The following is a 17,667-nucleotide window of genomic DNA, read 5'->3' as shown; positions in this document are numbered from 1 at the left end:
TTTGCGAAGGAGATAAGTTATGGTTTTTTGGTCAAGAACAATGCGAGGACTGTTAGCTTTCCTCTTTGTATTTTCCGAGTGTGTATTTGCTTCAACGCTGATCATTGATGGCAAGCCAACCAATGCCGTTCCGCTTGGCTCAACGGTATGGTTTGTCGGCAATTTGGATGGAAAAAACGTAGGGATGGATTTTTCTGTCAATGGTATCAAGGGCGGTAATGCGCAGTTGGGGGCGATCAATTCTCAAAATGGCCAGTATGTTGCGCCGATTGCCATGCCCCTTGGCGGCAAAGTGACGATCACGGGCGTGACGCGCACCACGCCCAGCATGAGTGCGGAACGTGTGGTGCAGTTTATTTCCAAGAAGGCGGCGACGATTTATCGCGTGACGCCGAGTCGTCCGAGCTGTGGTGTGACGACCTTTAGTATTGAAGGGATTGATTTTCTGAGTGGCGCGGTCACCCAGATTAACGGCGTGACAGTACCAAGCGTCGTCAATTCTGCGACCAGCATGTCGGCTACGACCACGATCAAAAACACAGGTAATTTGGCCTTTACCGTCTTTAATGCGAGTGATGCGAAATCGAATGTATTTGATCAAGTTGTGGTGAGCTCTTGCAGTAGCACTGGTAGCACCGGCACAGGAAGCACAGGCAGCACAGGCAGCGGTAGCACAGGTACAGGAAGTACTGGCGGGAGCGGTAGTACCGGTAGCGGCACGGGCACAACGATACCATTGCCAGCGACAGATGCAGCCAGTGTCAGTGCAGCGCGCTTTTTGGAACAAGCTTCATTTGGTCCCACACCAGCGCAACTGAGTTTAGTTAAACAGATAGGCGTCCCAAATTGGATTTCCCAACAAATGGTGATGCCAGCATCTGTGATCCCCAATACGACCGATCTCAGTGTTTTGCAGCGCGGTGTTTTCAATAACATGGCCAGTGGCCAAGATCAATTACGACAACGCGTTATCTTCGCTCTCTCACAAATTTTTGTTGTATCGCAAGAGAAGAATCCCTATGCCAATGAAATGCGGCCATGGTTGATGAGCTTATCCAACAATGCCTTTGGTAACTTTAGGACCTTGTTGCGCGAGATGTCGCTTAATCCAAGCATGGGTAAATATCTCGATATGGGCAACAGTGTGATCCCAGCACCTAACGAAAACTACGCGCGTGAAGTGATGCAGTTATTCACCATCGGTACGGTGATGCTGAATCAGGATGGCAGCGTGCAATTGGACGCTGCTGGTAAGCCGATTCCTACTTATGATCAAACCAGAATCGCTGAGTTTGCTCGCGCACTCTCTGGTTGGACTTATGGCGGCAACAGCGCGACGGGATTAAATTGGGAAAGCTTCACGACGCCTTTGCAGCCTCGTGATAACTATCACGACAAAAAAGCCAAGACGCTACTATTAGGAAAAGTGTTACCAGCGGGCCAAACCACGCAACAAGACTTCGATGCGGTGATGGACAATTTATTTAATCATCCCAATGTGCCACCTTTTATCGCCACCCGTTTAATTCGTTCTTTGACCACCAGCAACCCAAGCCCTGCATACATTCAACGCGTCGCTAATGTATTTGCGAATAATGCGGGTGTTCGCGGTGATTTAGCGGCGACCATCCGCGCTATTTTGTTGGACCCAGAGGCACGTCAAGATTCGCCGAACAATACTCAGGGCTTCCTCAAAGATCCAGTTCTCCACTCACTTGGTTTGATCCGTGCTCTGAATGGCACCGTGGTCGATCCTACCAACATGTTCTGGGACTACTACCTGATGGGTGAAAAGATATTGAGCGCACCTAGTGTCTTTAGCTTTTATTCGCCACTGACACGCTTGCCGGGGTCTAGCCAATACTACGGACCATCGTTTCAAATTTATGCCCCGAGTATGGCCGTGGCGCGCGCCAACTTTTTGTATCAGCTCATCTCCGGGAATTACGGCACCATGGTCAAAATCGACCTTACTCCGTTTATCGCCGCGGCTCCTAACCCGACAAACTTGATCAATTTGGTCGATGCCACTTTATTGCATGGGCGGATGTCGACCTCAACCCGACAAGCCTTGAGTGCGGCCTTAGCGACGTCGAGCGATAACAAAGAGCGTGCCATTATTGCTTTGCATTTCACGGCAATTAGCGCGGATTTCGCGGTTCATAAGTGAATCAGTTTCGAAACCGAACATTGATCTTGAAGACATACAATAGGACTTCATCATGACGAATAAAATATTTTCGCGCCGTGATTTTATGGCCAGCTCTGCCAAGTTAGGCATGTTGGGTAGTGTCGCTTCTATGGGTTTGCTATCGAATGTGAAAGATGCACACGCTGCGACCGACTTTAAAGCTTTGGTGTGCGTGTATTTGTTTGGTGGTAACGATGGCAATAATTTGATCGTACCGCTCGATACGACCCGATATACGCAGTATCAAAAAATACGCGGGCCGGTGGGTTTGGCTTTATCCACTTCGGCCAAGACGCTGTTGGCGCCGCGTACCTCCACTTTGCAGGCTGTCACATCCCCAAGCAATCAAGCTTTCGCATTTCATTATGGGATGCCAGAGATTGATGCTTTGTATGGGCAAGGGAAAGTGGCGGTCGTCTTGAACATGGGAAGTCTGCGTCAACCCTTAAGCAAGGCACAATATAGCGCAGGTGTCGGCGTTCCTCCGCAGCTGTTTTCTCACCCAGATCAAACCTTACAAAACCAAGCAGGCACGCCAGCCGTCGCTGCGACAGGTTGGGGTGGACGCCTTGTTGATTTATTGGGAACGGGCGGCCATTTGGATGCAGTGGCCTTGAATTCGGGCGGCTTGTTCGTGGAGGGTGCGACCGTGCATGGCAATTTAATTCCGGCGAATGGCAGCTTGAATTTATCGGGTCTCAATGCGTGGCCACAAAGCGCCAGTGACGCGCGCAAAGCGGCTTTGCTGCAGATGCTCAATGCCAGCAATGCTAGCAATACCAACGTGATGGCCGCTGCGGCGAATAAATCACTGGCGAATGGGGTTGATTTGGTGACTGATTTACAAGCCATGACAAGCACTGCGACGATTAACACCATCTTCCCAGGAACTCCCTTAGCGCAGCAGTTAAAGACCGTTGCCCGCTTGATTAAAATGCGCGCTGCCAAAGGGCCAGGACGGCAAGTGTATTTTGTCGGCATGGGTGGTTTTGACACACACAGCCAGCAAGCATGGACGCAATGGGATAACTTAGTCAAAGTGTCGCAGGCGATGAGTGCCTTCTATCAAGCGATGGGCGAAATTGGTTGTGCCAATCAAGTTACCAGTTTCACCATGTCTGACTTTGGACGTAGTTTCGAACCGACCAGTAATGGCTCCGATCACGCGTGGGGTAGTCATCATATTGTCCTTGGTGGTGCGGTACAAGGTGGACTGTATGGACAATTCCCAGACTTTACCTTGGGTGGCCCTGATGATGCTACTGGCCGCGGGGCGTGGATTCCGCAAATCTCCAATCAACAATTCGGAGCGAGTTTGGGACGTTGGTTTGGTGCCAGCGCCACCATGTTGGAAACGCAGGTTTTTAAAGATGAGTTAAGCAACTTTAGTCGTCGTGATTTGGGATTCATGGGTCCTTAGGCACAACTACTTCTGATTGATCGATAGCGTCTGGCGCCCAGCTTTGCGAAGTAAAGCGAGAAAGCTGGGACATTCAAAATGATTGCTAGCAGGGCACACCGCAGCGTGATCAAGTCCTTTTTTGATTGCCTGCAGGCGACGAATCTGGATGGCTATGTCTTGTGATTTCTGCTGTAAGAGTTCGCGTTTGAGGCTGGCTTTTCCTTGCGGTAGCGGTAGCGTGAGCTCCTTAATTTCTGCGAGCGAGAAGCCGGCGCTTTGGGCGAGTAGAATGAACCTCAGCGTTTCAACCACCGCACTTGGGTATTGCCGCCGCAATCCTTTGCGTGCATGCGAAGAAATGAGTCCGAGTTCTTCGTAATAACGCAGGCTCGAGGCGGGTATGCCGGTTTCCTGAACGACTTCTCCGATATCCATCTAAAATCCCTTCACCGCTTTGACCTTAGTGCTCACGATTTCTTAAAAAAATACTTGACTTCAAGTGCGCTTGAACTTGTATCCTATGCTTCTTAGTTCAAGCAATCAAGGAGAATGAGATGGATGCACAGTTTTGGCATGACCGGTGGCAACGTCGAGAATTGGGATTTCATCGCGAGCATGTGAATCCTTTGTTACGCGACCATTTATCGCAATTGCCTCTTACGGCGGGGCAGACGGTCTTAGTGCCACTCTGTGGAAAGACGCGTGACATTGCCTATCTTTTGTCGCAAGGCTTGCAGGTGGTCGGGGTCGAATTGAGTGAGACAGCGGTACGCGAATTGTTTGCTGAATTATTTGCCGACTCGGATATCGAACCTCAGATCCAACAATATTCGAATTACATTCATTATCGGGTCGACCATTTGAGCGTCTTTGTCGGCGACTTTTTTGCGATTCAGACGGAACAGGTGGGATCGATTGATGCAGTCTATGATCGCGCGGCATTGGTTGCTTTGCCTGAGTCTATGCGCCGTGACTATACCGCTCACTTGAGAAAATTAACTGATGCGGCACCGCAGTTATTGATCACCTATGAATATGATCAAACGGTGATTGTTGGGCCGCCATTTTCCATCAGCCATGAGGAAGTTCGACAGCATTACGCTTCGCATTTTGACATCGCAAAGCTATTTGAAGCGGAAGTGGAAGGGGGAATGAAGGGTAAAACCGCATCGACCGAATCGGTTTATCTGCTGCGCAGAAGACCATAGGCGCTTGAGCTCGGGGTGCGATTGGTCTGCTAAGTATTGTCTATTGTTGTCCATCGCCACCACGCAGCTTTCCCAGCAGCGCGTCAACTTCGCGTGAGAGAGGAATGCCGTGTTGGCGCAGTAGCTGAACGTGCAAAACAAGATTTTCCAAAACGAGTTTGGCAGCGACCGCCATCAAGGTCACTTGCCGATCTTCGACGCTGAAATTTTCGAGGCGTTCGGCGATTTCGCATAAGTGGTCGGCGACGATTGCGCGCAGCGCATCTTCTTCAAACGGCAGATCGGCAAAGTCGATCGGATCTTCACTCTCGACTTCTTTCATCAACAATTGCAGGGTCTCTGGGGTGATCATGTTGAGCTCCCATACGCTAGAGGAAAGTGCGGCAATATTGCATTGCTGCATGACTCAGTATAGATCGTCGAACTGCATCGTAAAGGCTTTTCGCTCGAATTATTTTCCTCCTCGAATTCACTTTGTGCATGATGCAAAGCATCTGTCAGAAACTTGCATCATCGTGCGATGCTGCAGTTTGTGATTCGATGCCGTCATGCGAAAATCAAGTTTTGTTCGATTTGTAAGGAAAATTCGTGCACCTACTTCTTATTCTTTGCGGTATCGCCGTCGCCATCTTTTTGATCTCTCAATTGATGAAGCAATCTGCGGCACAAAGTGCTAACGAAAATCAGCACGGAAATGCCAACGGCGCGCATCCTTGGCAAGCCGATAATCGTTATCCGCTAGCCTATATCGCGGGTGGAAAATTGTATTATCAGCAGGCGCATGGCGTGGAGCAATTGCAGAGCCCTTATGTGCAAGAAATGATTGATAAAATCGAGCGTCAACAAGAGCGCCATGCATGGAAAGAAAATACGAGTTTTAGCGTATCAGCCAATGGGGGATTACGCCATTTCAAGAAGGATGGTGCGAATATCGAAGCAACCGCCATGCAATTTTTTGACCGCGACCATATCATGTATTTTTTGCGCGATGAGGTCATGGGCGGTTTGTTCTCGATGAACCTCAAAACTGGCGAAGAGAAAAGGATACTGCATAAGCAAAATTTGTCCTTAAGCGATCTTAATTTAGAGCCAAGCCAAGCGCGTTTCTTATGTACGTCTGCCAGTCGTGATGGGGCTAGTAATATCGCCATGATTCATGCCGATGGTTCACAGTTTCAAGCGCTGACGGGTGGTGATACGCTTGATTGTGCACCAACTTGGATTCCAGAAGCAGACGGCAAAATTTTGTATCAATCAGCGGGCTTAGCGCGTGTGAACGGCGGATACATCGCGGCGGTTGGAAACGCCAGCATACAAATGTTGGACATGAAATCGGGACGCGTTACGGAAGTCTTGAGCGACCCCCAATTTGATTATCTGCATCCCCGTGTTTGCCCAAGTGGTAATTTGCATTTTATCCGTCGTCCCTATGAAGCGGTGAAGAATGATACCTTGAGTGTTTTGCTCGATAGCTTGTTGTTTCCTTTCCGGTTATTGCGCGCCGTTTTCCACTATCTCAATTTCTTTTCGATGATGTATTCGCAGAAGCCATTGACGAGCGCCAATGGCCCCGCAGTGCAGGCAGACCTCAAGGAAATGATTTTAAAAGGTCGTCGTATCGACACTGAGAAAGCGTTGCGAAGCGGGAACGCAGTCCAGGGTGTGCCGTCTTTAGTGCCGCGCTCGTGGCAATTGATCTCGCGTGATCGTCAAGGGAATGAGCTCGTCCTCGCGACTAGTGTGTTGGCTTACGATATTCATGCCGATGGCAGCATTGTGTACACCAATGGCAAAGGTGCTTTTGTAATTGATAGCACGGGAAATGCTCGCTTGCTGATGAAAGCGGATTTGATGGAAGAGTTGGTAACGGGTGCTTGAAGACCAAGCTCTCTTATGATTGTTGATTGTTTTTTTGCGGAGCCGTTCGACACGGCTCCGAGTAGTCTGATGAGTGCTTCCGAGCGCCTTTATTGTTTGGGTTTTGCTTCGCTGTCACTTGAAAGTTTAGGATCGAGCTTGAAGAGAGCTCGAGTCCAATCCGACCGAAGGGCCTCAAATTGCGCGGCGGTTTTTGTCCACACGCCTTCGTATTTGAAGTCATTGCATTGAATGAGAATGTCACGCAAAGTTCCATTTGCCATCAGCGTGGCTCGATGCAGGATGACTGTATATTTGGAACTGTCTTTGATATTCTTCATAGCACCAATCGAAACCGCATCTTCATTCGCGCTCTTCTCTGGATTCGCTGTGATCTCGAAAGGAATGACAGTGAGTGCCGGCACCATTACCATGCGGTCGACAGATAAAACACCTTGAACGGTCGAACCAGTCTTCTGTGTTACTTGAACACTACAAGCGTGGCGGCTCGGACTTTCGGCGGCATACATTTGACGAATTGAGGTAGTGCCAAAACTAGTCTCTTTGCTTGCGCTTTGGAAAACAAAAGTCGAATCATCGAAGTTGATATCCGGGTTCTGTGCGGCACTAATATTGCACAAGCCGGAGAGGAATAAAGCGGGGATGAAGTAAATTGAACGCAATTTTATTTCCTTGAATTTTAGTTCCGCATTGAACTCGGGTGCTGTGTGAGTTCTCATGCAGCTTGTTTTTTGAGAAGCAGAACTGTGCCACAGATGAAGTTCGCCTTGCAAGGATTTTCACCTTCAATATTCATGACTGAAGAAAACGAGAAGTCATGAAGGAAGGACTTGGGGATTGGTCGATGCCGAGTTTGTCGTCAGCTGCACAATCTCTAACACTCTGATACCTGTGCTTTGAATGTTCTTCACAGTTTTAAAAAAGACGCCGAAAGAAGTGCGTTGATTAGCCTTCAGGCTCACCACCGCATTCGGGCTATATCGGGCAACTCTCTCCAAACGTTGGCGCAGTTCATTCTGACTCAATTGTCGTCCGTTCCATGAGATCGTTTCGTCAAAATCGACTTCGAGATGTATGCGTTCGTGCTCATTCGTCAAAGATGTATTGGACTGGGGCAGCGTGAACGATACTTGATTTGGTCTTGCACTTTGCAAGTCACGTTTCTGAAAATAGGCGACCGCGACGAAACTAAGAATGAAGACGGCCAACATGAGTCCCAATAAAGGATGGAGTTGACCCTGTTGGTCGTGCTGGTGGATCGAATAAACACTCATTGACATCACTTCTCTTTAGCTTTGTATTTTCCACTCTATGCGACAAAGAGCTGCTTGTAAAGCGGTTGGCAGGGGGGCAACGCTTTGTCCATGAAGTAGCTTGCTAAGCAATCGGAAGCGGTTCCAAGGCTTTACACATCTGATCATGGATGGCGCGTACTTGCTCCGCAACGGGGTCTACATAGCCACTACCTTTCTCCATCAAAAAACGGCAGGCTGCATAGCCTTGCGCAGTGCGCTCATAGTGCGCAACCCACTGTTGACGATCTGGCAGACGATTGGGATCAATTGGCCACACACCAGGGCGCGGCTTGAGGTGCGCTTGAATTCCAATGCGCCAAGGTTTAGGACTAACTCGCGCTCTAAAACAGTGTTGGTTGCTGCACATTTGAACGTAGATTTTATCGGTGCGGAATGCGACAAAACTCTCCGCAACTTCGGCATCGTCGGCGCCAAAAGTTTGGTGCATCGCCAGCAAGCGCAAGCCAGCAGGTGTGCGATAAATGCGAACATGCCAGAGCGGTCGGCTGACGAGAAATTGATCAACCCGTGCCAAGGCTTGCTCTTCTGCGGAAGGGTGACGATTCTGCTGCCACGACCACCATAAGTTTCCGATTCGATAGCTGATAAACCAAGTCGCCATGGCAATCGCAAATGCTGTCGGAAAACTGAATAGATTTTTACCGACCACAAAACTGAAGATGACGAGAAAAAATATCGTCCAAGAATAAGCAGCAGGTTTGCGCGGGATCTCAAAGTCGATGTCAGCGAAGAGCACTTCAGCCGTGTTCAAACACTGTGCACCATAAGCATTGCGTGTAATGACGCAGTGGGGGTGGCGTTCTAGCACCTCTTCTCGAATGGGGACGCCGTCGGAACCGTTGTAAGGTATTTTCAGTTCACGTCTAGCGAGATTTTCCCCAGCCAGCGTCGCCTGTATCGCTTCTTGAACTCGCTGCTCCGCATGGTTTTGAGCTTCCGCTTGGCTGGTATTGGACCAACCAAAACGCCGTATCGTGATGGGCTTGTTGTGACGTGTCGTCTTCCCCGAGGCTTCCGCCCAGTATTCTGGAATCAGCATGTTTTATTCCTTTTATATTTGCAGTAAGGGGTGAGCTCAGTCTTGGATTTCTTATTCTTACTTACTGTTTTTTAGAAACGAATGAGTTTTGTGCCAGAGTTGCATTGAACAGGATTGTGGCGAACTTGGCAAGGAAGGGAGCGTCACAAAACCACTTTCATTCTTTGTTTCAGTTGGTCTATATCAAATTCAAAACTCTGCAATACAGAAAATCAACACGCCACCTTGACACAGCAAGGACCAGATCATTGCCGATTCAGGAAGGTTGATCTGAGAGATGAAGGGTGAAATCTCCGCAACAGTTCGTCAACTAAATGTATGAACACGTCAATAAAGACTTAGTTGTGCTTGGAGACACCAAGTGCAGCTATTGTAAGGAGGGGATTCAACTGCTGAAAGGGAGAGGTACGAGCTTCCGTATCTTTTACATTGATCAAGACCCTTCGGTACGAAAAGCATTTGATACTTTAAAAGTTGACGGCGTCCCGGTCCTGATCTCTCGCAAATAAATGGTAGTCGGTTTTAGGAAAAGTGTGTGGGACGACTTTTTGAAGAGTGATAATTTACAGACTCAGAAGCTAATCGAGTCTGCTCGGAGAGATTCTAAAAGATGGAACCTCATCCCAGGCGAAATCAAAAAGACTTCGTTTAATCAAAATCAAAAAGTTCAGAGAGGAATCCTTCTTTCTTCTTTTTGTAATGAGCACTGGGTAGCGGATAGTGTTGCTGATGCTTCTGCGGTGCTGTTTGGGGTGCTACGTTCGGTGTCGAGCTGAAAATGCCTGGCTGAGCTTGGCGTTGCACTTCCTGCGCCGATGCCGCCTGAGTACTTCCGCTACGCTCAATGATTTTGTCGAGCTCGCCACGGTCTAGCCAAATACCGCGACATTGCGGGCAATAGTCGATTTCGATGCCTTGGCGTTCTGACATCAATAAATTCACGTTATCACATACGGGACATTTCATGTTTGATCTCTCCTATTTTGTGTAGATTGTCTGGATATGGTGGCGAATAATGGTGGCGATTCTTTTGCCCAATTCGATTTCGATGTGGGCGGCTGCCGCGAGGAATTTCCTCAGCGCGTGCCGGCAGTATTGTAGAGATTTTGCTTGATGTTGGAAGTGGATTCTGGTGGTAAAAATAGTCGATATTTACCACCTGAGAGGCGCTTATGATTGAGCTTAATTACGCTCTTTGGGTGACGCGAACTCCAAATGGGTCTATTCAAACTTCTTGACAAAGCCTACATAAATTCGACGGGCCACAAAGTGATCGAATCCCGTCTGTGAGAAGTTATACGAGCGGACTTGGTAGGTCTTTTTGCTGCCATCGAAAATATCGTTCGCATTGAGCGTCAAACTCAGTGTCTTGCTAAGCTGTCGCTTCCAAGCTAGGTTTACGCTACGCGTTGCTCCAAAACTTCCTAAAGGCGTGATACTGCCCGATTGCCAATGGGCGTCAAGTGAGAGGTTGTCGGTCTCGTGTTTGTAAGTTCCTCGAAGATTGACAAAACTGGTGATCTTTTTTTGTTGAATAGCGATGCCATTTTCTGGTGTGCTCAGCTCGACTTGAAAGAAGCCTGTGTCGAATCCAAGTTGAATCGATTTCGTAGGCTTCCAATCGAGGCTGGAATTTAGGCCGAGTGCCTGCGCATGTCCACCATTCTGGCGTGAACTCGTAATCAACTTATCGGAGATGCTGCGCGTCTCGACCACCGTATCCGCGGTTTGCCGTAGAACCGCCGTCAGATTCCCGCTCAAGTTGTCGCTTGTAAAATCGGGGCCAATCTCCCACACGTCCACGGTTTGCGGTTTGAGCGAGGGATTACCACGTGTGACATTCTGCGCATCGATATAGGTCGTAAAAGGATTAAGGTCGCGCGCATCTGGCATTTGCAAGCTGCGTCGATAACTGAGTGACAGGTTGCTGCTGTCGTCAATCACATACTGTGCATTGAGGCTGGGATTCAATGATGTCCAACGGTGTTGGCCATTGCGGTTTGGATTTGGATACAGATTGTGCTCGTAGATTTCAAGTCGACCACCTAGTAAGATTTCCCAATGCTCTGTATTCCATTTTCTGGTCAGATAGGCGGCGCCCAGTCGAGTGGTGACAGCATAACTGTTGCTCGTATTTCGATCGATGATCTCTACCGGCGCCTGAGGATTCGTGAAGTCGACGACGGCTTGATGGTTGTAGAGTTCATCCGTTTTTTCTTGTAGATCGAGTCCCGCTCCCCATTGTGCGCTTGGGGTTCGTTCGCTCCAATCCAGATTCGCTTGTGAAATCATGCGGGCATTTTGAGTGGTGCCGCGCGAGTATTCCGTGGCGCGAACAGGTTCAAGAAATACATCGCGATAGGATTTGTCGATTAAGCCCAGTGTGCTGCTTCGTTGCAAGCTTGCCTTGAACACGGAGTCTGCCGATTGGCGATCATAACTCCAGTTTAGATTGGTATCGGATTGCTGATTGGGACCGACTGAGATGCGATGAAAGATTTGTGGCTCCAGCACGCTCAGATTTTGGTTGAGGACATCAAAAAGTGGAATGGAACGACGTGCGTTGTAGCGTCCGGATAAACTCATACTGCTTTGTGCATCAATCAAATAATCGAGCCCCAAGCTTGCGCTCTCCACATGCCGTCGGACGAATACTTCGGAATTCTGAATGCTGCGGTAATGGTTACCGTCGACAGGATTTTGCCAGTCTATGATTGACTCACGAATTTTGAGATTGCCATCGCGTCTATCCCCAAGACTACCATGCAATGCGAAAGTGGCTTGACCATAGTCCACGTTCAGATTGGCGTTTCTTAATCCTTGGTCAGTCATGCTGCCGCGTAGTTGACTACGCATCCCCAGTTTGCGATCCCGTTTCAAAACGAGGTTGATGATGGCGCCGCCATTCGTGCTGTAGGCAGCCGATGGGTTGGTAATGACTTCGACGCTGGCAATATCAGCACCACTCATGGTTTGCAAGCCAATGGCACGCTCGTCACCGGACAAGATGGCACTCGGTTTTCCATCGACTAAGACTGTCACCTGTGAGTTGCCATTGACCGCGATTTTTCCATCGGCACTGACCGATACTTGTGGAATCGCTTGCAGTAAATCTTGTGCAGTCCCATTTGCGGCTTTGCTTGAGTTGGTGAGGTCGTGTACGGTTTTGTCGAGTTTCTTGACGGACTCTGGCTTGTTTGCGTTGATGGTGACGGTCTGTTTCTCTTGCGTCTCTTGCGCCTGTGAAATTGAGGACAACGCGAGTGAACATATCAGGGCGCGTTTCAAATAGGGTGTCAGCAAAACTTTTCCTTTTTTATGCGCATGATATGTATGGTGTGCATTTGGTGCCTTCGGTGTTTGCCTACACTTCTTGTTGAAAATGAGACAAACACCGGACATTTGTTTGTTGTTTATTGGGTGAACTTCGCATCCACCGATGTGTTTTCATCAGAGATGTGAATTTGTTGTCGCGTGATTGTATGCTTTTATCTTGCTCTTGTGCGCCTACTTAAAAACGCCAGCGATTCATGAGCATTCAGCTCAGAGTACAGATTCCAGCACAAACTCACTAATTAACTTGTCACTCAATTGGTGCGGATTGCGCACGCCATAATTGGTGGTGGTCACGACGATCACGAGATTGAGTTCGGGTACAACCACGACTTTGTTGCCACCTGTGCCCGCCATTTGATATGACTTGTAGGACTTAGCTTTGGCGGTGTAGGAATAGAGCCAGAGCAGGTAGCCGTATTCGCGCTGGTCGTCGACTTGCGCTTGAGGACTGATACTGGCTTTGACCCACGCTAGCGGAAGAATCTGCTTGCCTTGCCAAGTGCCTCCGTTGGCTAATAATTGCCCTAGGCTAAGCAAATCACGACTGCGTAAGGATAAGCCGCCACCACCTTGGGCGAGGCCTAGCGGTGAGAATTGCCACTCTAACTTTTTGATGCCGAGCGGATCAAACAGGACTTGTTGTGCAAACTCTGGCAGCGGTTTCTTGGTCGCTTTTTGAATCACTGCGCCCAAGGTCGTGGTGCCGGCTGTGCAATAGCTGAAAGCCCGGCCATAAGGAGAATCGGCTGGCTTTGTGGTCCATGCAGGAAAGCCTTTGATGGGTAGATCCAAATAAAACTTTACCCAATCTTCGATCAGGTACATACGCTCTTCATTCCCGCGTGAGAATTGATTTTGATCATCGCATTCGAGCATGGAACTCATCGTCAACAAGTCACCAACGGTAATGCGAGATTTACGTGGATCAGGATTTTCTAGGCGATCTTTGCGTTGAAGAATGGGCAGTATCGGCGACTGGATAGAACCGATATAGCCTCGATCAATTGCGGCACCCGCTAACATGCCGGTGATGGTTTTGGTGGCTGAGCGGGTATTGCGGAGAGCGTCGACACCACCATTTTGAGCATCTTTGTCGTAATAGGCTTCATGCACGAGTTGGCCTTTGCGGGCCACTAAGACACTGGTAATTTGCTGGAAACGATTTTGGCGGATGGCCTCGTCCATTTGCTGAAGTTTGTTAGCGTCCATACCTAAGGTTTCTGCCGAAGCGATGCGCCAATCCGAGGATTCGTTGGCTTGATTTTCTACGGCATGCGCAAGCGGTGCCATCAAAGTGACAGAACTAATCAAGCCCATCGCGCTGATAAAACCAATCGAGTGGAACAAGCCAAACGCGGTTTTTGCGAGGGGACGAAGAGAGGTTTGTGAGGAAAATTCGAACATGATGTGCTCCAGTGAAGTAGGGGGAAGAGCGATCTTAAGATTTCATTCAATGAAGATCTTGGATTTTTGTAACCAAGTCGTTCTCATCTAAGGCTGGCTTGTGCGAACAGAGCTGTCGGAAGGATTTGGGTGAAATGCCGAAGTGCTGCATAAAAGCACGATGTAAATGGCTTTGATCGCAATATCCACAACGCTGCGCGATATCAACCAGGGACTCGCCGGTCGTCATCAAGAAATGAGCGGCGCGTTCGATCCTACGGCGTCGTAAATCGTCACCCGGAGAGCACGCAAAATGATATTGATATTGTCGGCTTAAATAAGCACGATGGACGCCGACTTCTTGCGCGAGCTGGTTGATCGTCAAATCATCTTCTGAACGGTCGGCGATCATCTCTTTCACTTGTTGTAACCAAGGTGGCGCAGCGTTGCTTAAGGTTTTTTGCGAGGCAAATTGGGTGAGGAGTGTGATGCTGGCACATTCCAAATCGAGTGTCGTGGTATCAGGGCAGGCTGCCATCCGCATCAAAGAATAGGCGAGGCGCATATCGTCTTTACGATGTGAGCGTAACGCGAAGTTTGGTAAATGAAGTCGGTCACCGAATTCAATGGAAAGCTCTTGAGAGAAGCTCACGGCAAAGAAGCGCCCGTCACACGCTTTAAAGCGGTCACGGTGTATCACCTCGGCTGGATTAAATACCAAAACTGGCCCTTCGCGATGCTCGCCATAAGCCGAACTGAGATAGGTGCCGCGTGTCGCTAAGACGAGGTGGATACCATCATGACGATGTTCTGCGACTTCATGTTCGGGAACTGTTGCTTCGAGATGTTTGAGCTGAAGGCCATGAAGATTGCGTTCGAAGTTTTTGGTGCCATAGTACTGACCAGCGGCAAAGGTATTGTTCATGAGCAGGATGTCCTATTGCGAGACTCGATTTGTGCATGGAGATCGCTGATTCTAAAAACATCTTGGCTCAACACCAAGTGATAAACGACTAAAGCCAAGAATGGAGGGGTGAGCTGCAGGATGAAGGAATGAAGGGACATTCGAGGTTTCTCATGTCTCTGCGACTCGATCCAATTTGCTTTGTCGTGAGAAATGTCTCGAGCTAGGGCTTGATTCACTGTTCAGTCACAGCTGTCAGAGGCAGGCGCTGAAGGTTTCAATCAGAAAAATCCACGAATATTATTAATGTGACATACAATGTTAAATTATTTTCATTTTATTTTTAGTACTTTTCATTACCCTCACATTGCTCGTAAATATGATCTCCCAAAAATCTAATCGTGGTTCAGCCAAAGTCGTTTCCAAAGGATCGCGCTACATCCTGAGCATGTCTTTGTGTGCTTCGTTGTTTGCTTGTGGCGGCGGGGATTCGTCTGCGCCATTGACGCCTCCACCTGAAATCAAGCTTGCCACGGCGAACACAGTGATTGAAGCTGGTGCTACAAATTTACCAATTACCGCCACCGCGACGGGTAGTACGAGTGCGATCAATTGGAGTATCGAGGGGAATCTAGGAAGTCTGAGCACGACCACAGGAAATGTGGTGGAGTATGTTCCACCGCCAACTGGAACGGTTGATTTGGAAACCAGCGTGAAGATCACCGCCAGCAGTGGTAGCCTTAACAAGACGATTACTTTGACACTGCGTCCCAGCGCGAGCGGAGTATATGCGTTTGCGGGCGGTTTTAGTGCTAGAGGTTATATAGACGCTTCGGGAAATGACGCCCGATTCTCATTGCCGACTGACATCGTGGCAGATGCTGAGGATAATTTGTATGTGTGGGACTTGGGTAATCGACGCATCCGCCGCATGACCAAAGATGGTGCTGTCACTACTTTTACGTTGGCGGACCTTACGACACAATCCGGAGGCTTGTGGTACAAGTTGCGTAATCTCTCCGGACGATTTGTGTACGTCAATAAGACTCCAGAACTGCAATTGACAGAGCCGCAAGCTCAGTTGATTTATCCTGATGGACATCGTGAGCTGCGTGCCAATTATGATCAACCCGCCATTACGGCATATCACGATATCGATGGCAATATCTATTCCTTCTCGTCGTTTTTGTTTGACAAGCGGTTCGGTGTAATTCAGAAAAACGGTGTCGTACTAGCAGGTAATGAGGCTGCTTCGGTCGCAAAAGATGGTCTCGGAAAAGATGCGAGGTTTGTGTCCATAAGTCAATTGTTGGTGTCTCCCAATCGTACGATTTATGTTCTCGATAAAGAACTCGTTAGTGGCAAGTATCAATTACGTCGAGTGACACAAGAGGGGGGAGTGACGACATTGAGCACATCTCGTTTCGAAGCACCTGCTCGCATGATTCCAAACACTGGCGCTGTCCCAAGTATTCTGGATCGCACGGGCATCCATAAACTGCAAGAGAATGGCGATTGGCTCAGCACAACGGTCACTGATGCTGGATTGATACCAAGTAAAAATGTGGAGACGGATACCTATGACGCGACAGCTGATAAAGATGGCAATATCTATTTGACCGATCCGAATCAGCATCGCATCGTGCGTGTAACAGCTCAAGGCAAAGCGAGCGTTTTCGCTGGCATGCTGAATTCTGTTTCCACCACAGGCGCACTGGATGGTCGTTTGGACGCTGCACGAATGTTGAGTCCATATGCGATGACCAAAGATCGCCTCGGCAATCTATATGTCATGGAAGAGACTCCGAACTTGATCGATGCGTTTGGACAATCTTGGAAACAAAATGCGCTGAGCTTACGCAAAATTGCGGTGGATGGATCAGTCTCTACTTTATCTGCGCTAGGTATCTGGTTCGGTAAAGCCGATACGAAGAAAACGGCTGAGACTTTCAGATTTCCAACGAATATCGCGGTCGATAACAACCTGAACATGTGGATTTTCGATCGTCCGGTACCAGATCCAACCACTGGCAATCCACCAGCACGGGATGACAATTTCCTCTTCAAAATTTCAGCAGATGGCAATCTAACGAAGTTGACTACCAAGATTACCGATTGTTCTCCTTACTCTCGCGTTTGGATGATGTGTGGGGTCGTTTTCGATGGTAAAGATAGTATGTTTGTTGCAGATGGCGGCGGTGTATTCAAGTTGAGTGCCGAAGGCGTCAAAACGAGCGTGTCGGGCATGGAAACTTTCGGTGCCGTCAGCGCGCTGGCTTTCGATAAGCAAGGCAATATGTATTTCGCAGGCGAGCAAAGCGTTGATCCTGGTATTTACAAGCGCAGTGTTGCTGGCACAGTCACTAAGCTCCATCGTTTTAACTTCAAATATAGCAGTTCGATGTTGGTGGATGAGCAGGGTAATGTCTATGACTACGACGTATGTAGCTTGGTCAAAATCAATGCCAATGGCACTAAAACAGTCTTGGTCGGTAGTGAAAGTCAATGCGGCTTAAAGTCAGGCAACCTCGTGGTTGGAAGGCTCCATAACGTTAAGGCGCTGGCATGGTTGGGACAGAATTCGATTTTCGCGGCCTCATCGAATTCCGTTTTGAAAGTCGTCTTTTAAGCCTAGTGATTTTATTTTGATCGATCCCCAAAGTCAGTAGCCGGGATCGATCAATCTCCCTACATTGAGTGTCAAAAGTCAGGCACCCTAAGTCAATCGACTTGCCGTAGTAAAAAAGTGAAATCAAATCCACATCAACATTGTGTTGATTGATGGAGAGTCAAAAATGTGTTGAGCCAATCTTCGAGAAAACGGATTGGCTCGCCCACAAACCACGTCACTTACTCAAAAATTCTCCTCTTCCAAATCCTTTAATCAATCTAGCCTGAGAGTGATAGAGGTCACTTAGCGCGTCGCCTCATTGATCATCTACATGACGCTTTGTGGACAAAACTCTCACAGATCTCTCACAGATGCCTTTCCATTGTTGCTGCTGCAATC

General features: G+C 48.6%; 15 protein-coding genes. 6 read left to right on the top strand and 9 right to left on the bottom strand.

Annotated features, from left to right (window positions below; all coding sequences use genetic code 11):
• Nucleotides 1-19 precede the first annotated feature (19 nt).
• Both RF679_RS13525 and RF679_RS13520 read left to right on the top strand, forming a co-directional pair.
• Complete coding sequence (locus RF679_RS13525; protein ID WP_309481161.1) at nt 20-2,170, top strand: DUF1800 domain-containing protein; 2,151 nt, start codon at nt 20-22, stop codon at nt 2,168-2,170.
• Between the two features lie 52 nt (nt 2,171-2,222).
• Complete coding sequence (locus RF679_RS13520) at nt 2,223-3,611, top strand: DUF1501 domain-containing protein (RefSeq protein WP_309481160.1); 1,389 nt, start codon at nt 2,223-2,225, stop codon at nt 3,609-3,611.
• A 6-nt stretch (nt 3,612-3,617) separates the two neighbouring features.
• On the opposite strand, the gene RF679_RS13515 is transcribed toward RF679_RS13520, so the two are convergent.
• Nucleotides 3,618-4,028 carry a MerR family transcriptional regulator gene (locus RF679_RS13515; protein WP_309481159.1) on the bottom strand — a complete coding sequence of 137 codons (411 nt, stop codon included), beginning with the start codon at nt 4,026-4,028 and terminating at the stop codon, nt 3,618-3,620.
• 119 nt (nt 4,029-4,147) lie between these two features.
• Here RF679_RS13515 and tmpT point away from each other — a divergent pair, with 119 nt between their 5' ends.
• Nucleotides 4,148-4,801, top strand: a complete 654-nt coding sequence (gene tmpT, locus RF679_RS13510; RefSeq protein ID WP_309481158.1) for a thiopurine S-methyltransferase — start codon at nt 4,148-4,150, stop codon at nt 4,799-4,801.
• Nucleotides 4,802-4,841: 40 nt separating this feature from the next.
• On the opposite strand, the gene RF679_RS13505 is transcribed toward tmpT, so the two are convergent.
• Nucleotides 4,842-5,153 carry a hypothetical protein gene (locus RF679_RS13505; protein ID WP_309481157.1) on the bottom strand — a complete coding sequence of 104 codons (312 nt, stop codon included), beginning with the start codon at nt 5,151-5,153 and terminating at the stop codon, nt 4,842-4,844.
• A gap of 236 nt (nt 5,154-5,389) precedes the next feature.
• Here RF679_RS13505 and RF679_RS13500 point away from each other — a divergent pair, with 236 nt between their 5' ends.
• Complete coding sequence (locus RF679_RS13500; protein ID WP_309481156.1) at nt 5,390-6,679, top strand: TolB family protein; 1,290 nt, start codon at nt 5,390-5,392, stop codon at nt 6,677-6,679.
• A gap of 89 nt (nt 6,680-6,768) precedes the next feature.
• Here the strand turns inward: RF679_RS13500 and RF679_RS13495 are convergent, their stop codons facing one another.
• The 3 genes from RF679_RS13495 to RF679_RS13485 form a co-directional block, all read right to left on the bottom strand.
• Nucleotides 6,769-7,341, bottom strand: coding sequence for a hypothetical protein (locus RF679_RS13495; RefSeq protein WP_309481155.1), 573 nt, complete (start codon nt 7,339-7,341; stop codon nt 6,769-6,771).
• A 153-nt stretch (nt 7,342-7,494) separates the two neighbouring features.
• The gene (locus RF679_RS13490; RefSeq protein ID WP_309481154.1) at nt 7,495-7,959 is read right to left on the bottom strand and encodes an ExbD/TolR family protein; all 465 of its coding nucleotides are present in this window, start codon (nt 7,957-7,959) and stop codon (nt 7,495-7,497) included.
• 97 nt (nt 7,960-8,056) lie between these two features.
• A complete protein-coding gene (locus RF679_RS13485; protein ID WP_309481153.1) occupies nt 8,057-9,034 on the bottom strand; it encodes a hypothetical protein in 978 nt (325 codons plus the stop codon).
• A 314-nt stretch (nt 9,035-9,348) separates the two neighbouring features.
• Here RF679_RS13485 and RF679_RS18925 point away from each other — a divergent pair, with 314 nt between their 5' ends.
• A complete protein-coding gene (locus RF679_RS18925) occupies nt 9,349-9,543 on the top strand; it encodes a glutaredoxin domain-containing protein (protein WP_373921687.1) in 195 nt (64 codons plus the stop codon).
• A 139-nt stretch (nt 9,544-9,682) separates the two neighbouring features.
• Here RF679_RS18925 and RF679_RS13480 read toward each other — a convergent pair whose 3' ends face one another.
• The 4 genes from RF679_RS13480 to RF679_RS13465 form a co-directional block, all read right to left on the bottom strand.
• Nucleotides 9,683-10,000, bottom strand: a complete 318-nt coding sequence (locus RF679_RS13480; protein WP_309481152.1) for a TFIIB-type zinc ribbon-containing protein — start codon at nt 9,998-10,000, stop codon at nt 9,683-9,685.
• A 255-nt stretch (nt 10,001-10,255) separates the two neighbouring features.
• Nucleotides 10,256-12,337: a TonB-dependent receptor gene (locus RF679_RS13475; protein ID WP_309481151.1), complete on the bottom strand. Its 2,082-nt coding sequence runs from the start codon at nt 12,335-12,337 to the stop codon at nt 10,256-10,258.
• Between the two features lie 240 nt (nt 12,338-12,577).
• Nucleotides 12,578-13,774, bottom strand: a complete 1,197-nt coding sequence (locus RF679_RS13470) for a serine hydrolase domain-containing protein (RefSeq protein WP_309481150.1) — start codon at nt 13,772-13,774, stop codon at nt 12,578-12,580.
• A 46-nt stretch (nt 13,775-13,820) separates the two neighbouring features.
• The gene (locus RF679_RS13465; RefSeq protein WP_309481149.1) at nt 13,821-14,678 is read right to left on the bottom strand and encodes a helix-turn-helix transcriptional regulator; all 858 of its coding nucleotides are present in this window, start codon (nt 14,676-14,678) and stop codon (nt 13,821-13,823) included.
• A 358-nt stretch (nt 14,679-15,036) separates the two neighbouring features.
• On the opposite strand from RF679_RS13465, the gene RF679_RS13460 reads away from it, so the two are divergent.
• Nucleotides 15,037-17,286, top strand: coding sequence for an NHL repeat-containing protein (locus RF679_RS13460; protein WP_309481148.1), 2,250 nt, complete (start codon nt 15,037-15,039; stop codon nt 17,284-17,286).
• The last annotated feature ends 381 nt before the right edge of the window (nt 17,287-17,667 follow it).

Origin of the sequence: Undibacterium cyanobacteriorum (assembly GCF_031326225.1) — a bacterium.
In the GTDB taxonomy this organism is placed as follows: Bacteria; Pseudomonadota; Gammaproteobacteria; order Burkholderiales; family Burkholderiaceae_D; genus Undibacterium; species Undibacterium cyanobacteriorum.
Note: the sequence above shows the minus strand (reverse complement) of the source record. Positions and strands in the feature narration are given on the sequence as shown.